The sequence below is a fragment of the Vibrio neptunius genome, assembly GCF_000967495.1.
Lineage (GTDB): Bacteria > Pseudomonadota > Gammaproteobacteria > Enterobacterales > Vibrionaceae > Vibrio > Vibrio neptunius.
On sequence record NZ_JXXU01000154.1, the window covers coordinates 1 to 6,101 of the forward strand.

Below are 6,101 nucleotides of genomic sequence, written 5' to 3' on the forward strand. Positions count from 1 at the left end.
ATGCCTTATATGTTGGCCAATAATAAGTGTTTGCAGTTTAAAATAAAGTAACTTGTATAATGAGCAATAACTCAAAGTGTGAGACTTGTTGAATTATTAAAGAAATTATAGAATACAAGAGCTTACAAGTCATCAGTGGGGTGGTTTGGAGAAAAAGGATGCAAGAATATGGAATACATGACGTTAGTTTTAGAGTATGTAAAGGTATTTCTAGGCTCTCTCCCCAAAGAAGCTTGGGCCCCATTGGCCACAGTTACCGCAGCAATTATTGCATTTACCGCGATGCTCAAAAACACAAGTCTTATAACTCAAAACCTCAGAATCCAATTGGCAGAGCAAGCGAAAGAAAATGAAAAAAAACTCAGGGGTGAACTCTATTTAAGTGAGAAAAAAGAGAAGGTCGCAAAACTTGAAGAGATCCATGAACTGCTTCATTCATACATTTACGACACTCAGCAATACATGGACTCGACGCTAGAGCTAATATTGACTTCAACTGAACCCAAAAAAGAACTGGGTAACTTTATAGGAACACTAATTAAGAATTATACACCTATACGAAAAAACTTAACTAAATCCAAAGTTCTAGCGACGGCTTACATTGATTCTTTGGATGAGGAATTTGATAATATTCAGGAGAACGAAGATATTTTCATTAACTACCTAAAGATTTTATCTGTATATCTTTTTCGCGAAAAAAAATCAGATCCAAAAGCCTCTGAGGCAGAGTCATATCAAAGAAAAAAAGCAAAGAGTGCTATTGAGAACATGCATCGTACAGCGAAAGACATTGATAATAAAATCATCGCTCAAATCAAAAGTCTAACTTTTGAGGCAATTGAAAATTAGCATATGCATTACACACATAGTACGAATGCCTCACTAGAAAGGCTTGGTTCTTTTGGTGTGTGGTTCATTTGGTGTGTGTCCTGAATTTGTCCTCTGAATTTGTCCTGATATTTCTCGAGACTAGTATGGAATTCGATCCTGCATGGAAGTTTATTGATAACTCCAAGATAGTAAAAGAACAGTTCGATGAGTTACCAAGTTTTCACGGTGCTTATGTTAAGAAGATGGCATTTCACTCAGGTAATTGCAATGATGGTGGCATCACTCAACCAAGTCTAATGGTTGTACTTGATTTACCTGTCCGCGAGAGAAATGGAACTTCTTATGAGTTACTGTATTACATACACTTAGAATTTGAGCTATTAGGTGTTCTTAAAGCATCTCTGAAAGATTTCACTTATGACAACTGTTTGTGCTTCTTTCACATTTCTCAGATAGATGATTCTGGTTTACTTACTGTAAAAATGGATTCATCCACAAATAGGGAATCGTTTGAGTGTGAGGTTAAATGTACTTCTGTTACAGTCCTAAACTGTAAAAAGAAAGATAAATAGTATATGCCCCAAAATGACGCCCAACGCATGGCTGGTGCACATTCTTCGTTAGTTTTAGCCAAGCCTTATTCGTATTTTATGCGGGTTTTTTACGAGCAGGATTACTATGACAGAAATATATGATATATGGGCATTAGCGGTATTCTGGGTGATAGCGTCATGTGTCATTATGGCATTCGCTACCATACCATTTAAGAGGTGGGAAAAAAGAGGTAAGGTTGTTATTGCTCTTTTTTGTATCTCGGTAGCAAGCTTTATGTCGATTTTCTTACTTGATTATTTTATAAAGAAGGAAGTTTCGGAATTAATTACGGCAGATAGTGTCATTGTCGAGTCTCAAGAAAATTTTAATACTGCAATGTTTCTTCGTGCATTAAGAAATAAGCAATACATTACTACTCATAGAACTAAGCCGTTAGAAAGAAGTGTACTACTCATCGACACTCATTTAGGTCAACTTGAATTAGAAGTTGCTCAAGATTCAGAACACCCACATTTGTACTGGGTTTATTATCCTAAATATCGCTATAGTCACCTAAACGAGCTTGGAAAGGTGCGAGTAAAATAGAAATTGTATAAAAGACGATAGGTTCTTTTGGTGTGTGTCCTGAATTTGTGTGCTGAATTTGTGTGAATTTGTGTTACCTAAATCAACCTAGCAAGAGCTGGGAGGTCGGCTTGAACTCATCAGTTTATCGAGATCTTTCTGAGCTTTGCTAGGGTTTTCTAAGTCTTTGATTTCTATCATTTCACACTCATCCCGAACCATTTCGTTGATCAGGCTAGGGTAGTGACGGCAATCTTCTGGTCGGTCGAAGTAAATACGGCAAGTGTATTTATCTTTTTCTTCTGGTTTGGATTTAGGTACTAGCTGCAAAAATGGACAGCGGTTTAATGGCTCTCTGGTTTTTGGATCAAACCAAATTTGCCCATCTTTGACATATTCAAAAATATCAGGGTTAAACAGTTCCCACAGGTCTATCTCTTCCTGCGTGGCTGCCAAATCACCATCGCCATACTTAATACAGCATTTTCCGCACTGGTTGCAGTCTTTCATGGTGTTTACTTTTCATTGGGGCTATAGATTGAGTTTATCATCAATGGTGAAATAAGCTCGTTTCTCTCATTATTCTCGTTGTCTTTATCTTTCTGTTGTCACTAACACAACCTTTATGAGACTAAGTGCAATCGTGTTAAACGTTAATAATCCTTCAATCCGTTGAGACTAAAATCAAAAAAGCCATCGCGAACAGCACACCTATTGAAAAAGGGTTTTGGACACGATGGCTTAAACTGATAGTTGGCTAATTAATACTCAAATTGAATGCTAGCCATATAATTTCGACCCTCACCAATATCAACATCTTCAGCACCTAATTGAGTGCTTCTTGTATTGCCGCCTCCATCTAGATAATCAGTATCAAATAGATTTTCAATATTGAAGCGAGCTACGATGTTGAGGTCATTGTACTTCTGAGTGTAAGAAATACCGGTATCAATACGCGTATATGCATCTTTCTTGAAAGTGTTACCTGAGTCACCGTAGCGGCTTCCGACATGGACAACGCCTAGATTTAGATTGGTATCATCTCTAAGTTTGTAATTGGACCATATTGACGCTGAAAACTTAGGTGTATTCGCTGGTACATTACCCTTGTAAGAAGCGCTATTTGTTATCTCAGCATCAAGATACGTCGCAGATCCTGAAAGACTTAACTGACTACTAATAAGACCCTGTGCTGCGAACTCAGCACCTCGATGAACTTGTTCGCCATCTTGAGTCAAAATATCTTCATCTGCATTCGATGGGTTTTCAACGCTTAGTTGAATGTTCGATAAAGTTGTCTCAAACAAAGCTCCAGTCAAGAATAAGCGACGATCAAATAGCTCCCACTTGGTGCCGACCTCATAAGATTTACCTAATTCAGCGTCGAGCTTTTCACCTTCGTTTACATAAGATGTGCCCACTTCACCTTGAGGAACGAAACTTTCTGAGTACTGGACATAAATAGAGCTATTGTCTGAAGGGTGATAAATAATCCCTGCTTTTGGTGAGACTTGGCTTTCAGTTATATCATCATGTTTTTCGTCATAACGAATACCCACTAGCAGATGCCATTTATCATTAAATTTTGTGAAGTTTTGGAGGTAAGTACCCCAAAGATCATAAGAAGATGCTCTTATGCTGGTATTCAACGATACAGGGAAGTTGATCGACTCTCCAACACTTGCACTGACTGCATCGCCTTTATGACTGATACGATCGAAAGAATACCTCAAGTAGTTCGCGCCAATTAACAGCGTATTCTCAGTTCCAGCTAAATCGAAGTTATGGGTGAGATCAACATAAGCAGTATCATGGTTCCACTCGTCATATTGTTTGCCGGGGGTCAGAGTGACAGTCCCATTTTCCTCATAGTTGCTAAAGTTAGTCCAGGTGTAACGATAATCACGTTCATATCTTTGGGCGTTGTAACCCGTCTTTATGTTAGTGTCATAGCTTGGTGATAGGAGCAGGTCAAAACCGTAGTTTTGAACTTTAATATCAGTATTCGCCCAGTCAGCGTCCCAAATATACTGGCTACCCGCAACTGGCTTACCATCGACAATGTAAGAGCCAGTATCTACTCCACCTTCATAATCAAAATAGTCATAATGCAGAGATAACATCGCTTTTTCATTGATGTCATAATCAACCATTAGTGCGCCGATCATGCGTTCGGTTTGAGGGTTGCTGCCATCTGCATATTCGCGCCAAGAGCTGTAGCTATCCTTTACTAGGATAGTTCTCGCGCGCAAAGATTGGTCTTCGTTAAGTGAGCCACTAACATCGATCATCGTTTTAGATTGATCGTTAGAGCCAATGTCTTGGCGCAAAATGAGTTGTGTCTCAGAGGTTGGTTTTTTTGTCACCATATTAATGAGACCACCAGGCTCTGATTGACCATAAAGTAAACTTGATGGACCTTTTAACACCTCGACTCGTTCTAGTAGCTCGGTCGGTTGTGGGTAATACGACCAGAGTTGATGACCATCTCTCATGATCCCGCTACCACTGCCAACATCAAAACCACGCATGGTAAAGTACTCAATGTTGTGCCCTTTGGTACTTCCTGTTGTTACACTTGACTCATACTCTAAAACTTCTCCAAGACTACTCGCCCCTTGCTCTTCGAACATTGAACTATCGATGATCGTAACTTGCCCCGGCGTTTCTAATTGAGTCATCTCCATACGCATGGCGGTGTTGTTAGTATCATTCTTATAATGAGTAAACTCGCTACCCATAATGGTCATAGTCTCAGTTTGCGCCACTGATTCTTCTTTCGTATGACTTTGTGCAAATGCTTGATTCGCTAATACGGCACTGATTAGTAGCGATACCTTTGTTTTGAAAAACACTCTAGTTTTAACTCCTATTGATTATCGTCGTTAGATTTTTTGTCGCGTAACCAGTTTCGCTAATGCCAAAGACTGACCGTATTGGCTTCCGTAGCCCTGTCGTTGTTTAAGCGATGGAAGAAGCAAACTATCCGTGATCTGAACCGCGCTCATTCTTTGATGATGTCTAACGAGTCGTTTATTCCCCCGCAAGGTAAATGACAATGATTTACATTTGCATTGAATTTACATTTTTTACATTCGCCTATATTTTTCTGTGCTTGAATCACAGCTCTATGGTTGGTGTAAAATTGTTCAAAAAGACACAACGACAACTCAATCGGAAAGGCACGCGTTACTAATGTCGTATGGTTTAGAGGTAAACTAAACAAGTGCAGGAATCGGAGACAGTAAAAAACGCCACCTAAAGTTCCTATTCATATTGATGGGCAGTTTGTAATGGCTCGCTGGGTTGGCCGCTTTTTATTCAAATCGACTTCGGTGTTTAGGGCACACATTTTAAGTTGGGCGGTATAGCGTTAGCAAGGTGTTAGCTAGTAGGAGGTTATATGGAGTTTAATACCAACTTTGAGAAGATGAGCTTTGATGATGTGTCTATCAAATATGTTTCCAGAGTTGACTTCTAGGTTACCATGGTTCTCAGTGGTATGTTCATCAGCAAACAGCACCCACGTACAAATGGCAGTGACCTAATTGTTCAAAATGGGGGAGATGACTTTATACCACGTGTCTGATGAAAAAAGCCTCACTTGGTTAAATAACATTGCACCTGTCGCCCACGAAACACCAGAGTACCCGATTGATCAAATTATGAACGCGAAGTTTGATGGCAGTAGACCCCACTTTGCTGCTTCACGAGCAAAAGCTTCGAGTGCTTTCTTATCCATATTGTCCATCCTTAGCCTTTAAGGCTTAAGTCTAGACAGTTACACAGAATTCAGGACACTCTCTTCTTGGACAGTTTATAAACACTGTATTTTAGGTCGCAACAGTCTCATAGTTCGTCTAGGTTATTGTTAACTAATATTATTGACGTGTCGCCGTAAATGACACTACCTCATTTTGCTCCATGCCATTGGGACCTGAACATTTCATTTTGCCTACTACGTAGTCATCAGAAATATATGTTAGTGCATAGGCTGAATCATAGAATGAATTGTTTCTAGCGACTACTTTGTTCAGTTCACCACCCTTTGTTATGGGGTCTCTGTGTGGTGATGGAAATGTTTTCCTGTTGGAGGTTACCATGCCAAAGCTCACAGATGATCATGTTCTGAAGGTTCTCAACTCTATTTG

General features: G+C 39.5%; 6 protein-coding genes. 4 read left to right on the forward strand and 2 right to left on the reverse strand.

Annotated features, from left to right (window positions below; all coding sequences use genetic code 11):
* Positions 1 to 168: 168 nt before the first annotated feature.
* From TW84_RS23565 to TW84_RS23820, 3 genes are all read left to right on the forward strand, one after another.
* Positions 169 to 849 carry a hypothetical protein gene (locus TW84_RS23565; RefSeq protein ID WP_045978035.1) on the forward strand — a complete coding sequence of 227 codons (681 nt, stop codon included), beginning with the start codon at positions 169 to 171 and terminating at the stop codon, positions 847 to 849.
* A 125-nt stretch (positions 850 to 974) separates the two neighbouring features.
* Entirely contained in the window at positions 975 to 1,403 is a 429-nt protein-coding gene (locus TW84_RS23570) for a hypothetical protein (protein WP_045978036.1), read from the forward strand.
* A 106-nt stretch (positions 1,404 to 1,509) separates the two neighbouring features.
* On the forward strand, positions 1,510 to 1,971 hold the full coding sequence (locus tag TW84_RS23820) for a hypothetical protein (protein WP_052707968.1): 462 nt from the start codon (positions 1,510 to 1,512) through the stop codon (positions 1,969 to 1,971).
* Between the two features lie 87 nt (positions 1,972 to 2,058).
* On the opposite strand, the gene TW84_RS23580 is transcribed toward TW84_RS23820, so the two are convergent.
* The gene (locus TW84_RS23580; RefSeq protein ID WP_045978037.1) at positions 2,059 to 2,460 is read right to left on the reverse strand and encodes a YkgJ family cysteine cluster protein; all 402 of its coding nucleotides are present in this window, start codon (positions 2,458 to 2,460) and stop codon (positions 2,059 to 2,061) included.
* A gap of 251 nt (positions 2,461 to 2,711) precedes the next feature.
* Positions 2,712 to 4,805 (reverse strand): TonB-dependent siderophore receptor, encoded by a 2,094-nt coding sequence (locus tag TW84_RS23585; protein ID WP_045978038.1) that lies wholly within the window; start codon positions 4,803 to 4,805, stop codon positions 2,712 to 2,714.
* 711 nt (positions 4,806 to 5,516) lie between these two features.
* Here TW84_RS23585 and TW84_RS25160 point away from each other — a divergent pair.
* On the forward strand, positions 5,517 to 5,714 hold the full coding sequence (locus TW84_RS25160) for a hypothetical protein (RefSeq protein ID WP_240478224.1): 198 nt from the start codon (positions 5,517 to 5,519) through the stop codon (positions 5,712 to 5,714).
* The last annotated feature ends 387 nt before the right edge of the window (positions 5,715 to 6,101 follow it).